Below are 824 nucleotides of genomic sequence, written 5' to 3' on the forward strand. Positions count from 1 at the left end.
GAAATGCGATGTGTGGAACTAAGCGTGCGACAAGTAGGGCGGGACACGAGAAATCCTGTCTGAATATGGGGGGACCATCCTCCAAGGCTAAATACTCGTAATCGACCGATAGTGAACCAGTACCGTGAGGGAAAGGCGAAAAGAACCCCGGGAGGGGAGTGAAATAGATCCTGAAACCGTGTGCATACAAACAGTAGGAGCGGACTTGTTCCGTGACTGCGTACCTTTTGTATAATGGGTCAGCGACTTACATTCAGTGGCAAGGTTAACCAGATAGGGAAGCCGTAGAGAAATCGAGTCCGAATAGGGCGATAGTCGCTGGGTGTAGACCCGAAACCAAGTGATCTACTCATGGCCAGGATGAAGGTGCGGTAACACGCACTGGAGGTCCGAACCCACTAATGTTGAAAAATTAGGGGATGAGCTGTGGGTAGGGGTGAAAGGCTAAACAAACTTGGAAATAGCTGGTTCTCTCCGAAAACTATTTAGGTAGTGCCTCAAGTATCACCATCGGGGGTAGAGCACTGTTATGGCTAGGGGGTCATCGCGACTTACCAAACCATTGCAAACTCCGAATACCGATGAGTGCGAGCTTGGGAGACAGACGTCGGGTGCTAACGTCCGGCGTCAAGAGGGAAACAACCCAGACCGCCAGCTAAGGTCCCAAAGATTGGCTAAGTGGAAAACGAAGTGGGAAGGCTAAAACAGTCAGGATGTTGGCTTAGAAGCAGCCATCATTTAAAGAAAGCGTAATAGCTCACTGATCGAGTCGTCCTGCGCGGAAGATGTAACGGGGCTAAGCCAGTCACCGAAGCTGCGGATAT

The 824-nt window shown here is 50.6% G+C and carries 1 rRNA gene; it reads left to right on the forward strand.

Annotation, left to right across the window (positions count from 1 at the left end):
* A 23S ribosomal RNA gene (locus tag GEV01_RS30570) occupies window positions 1–824 on the forward strand; the annotation flags it as partial.

Origin of the sequence: Rugamonas rivuli (assembly GCF_009380165.1) — a bacterium.
Lineage (GTDB): Bacteria > Pseudomonadota > Gammaproteobacteria > Burkholderiales > Burkholderiaceae_D > Rugamonas > Rugamonas rivuli.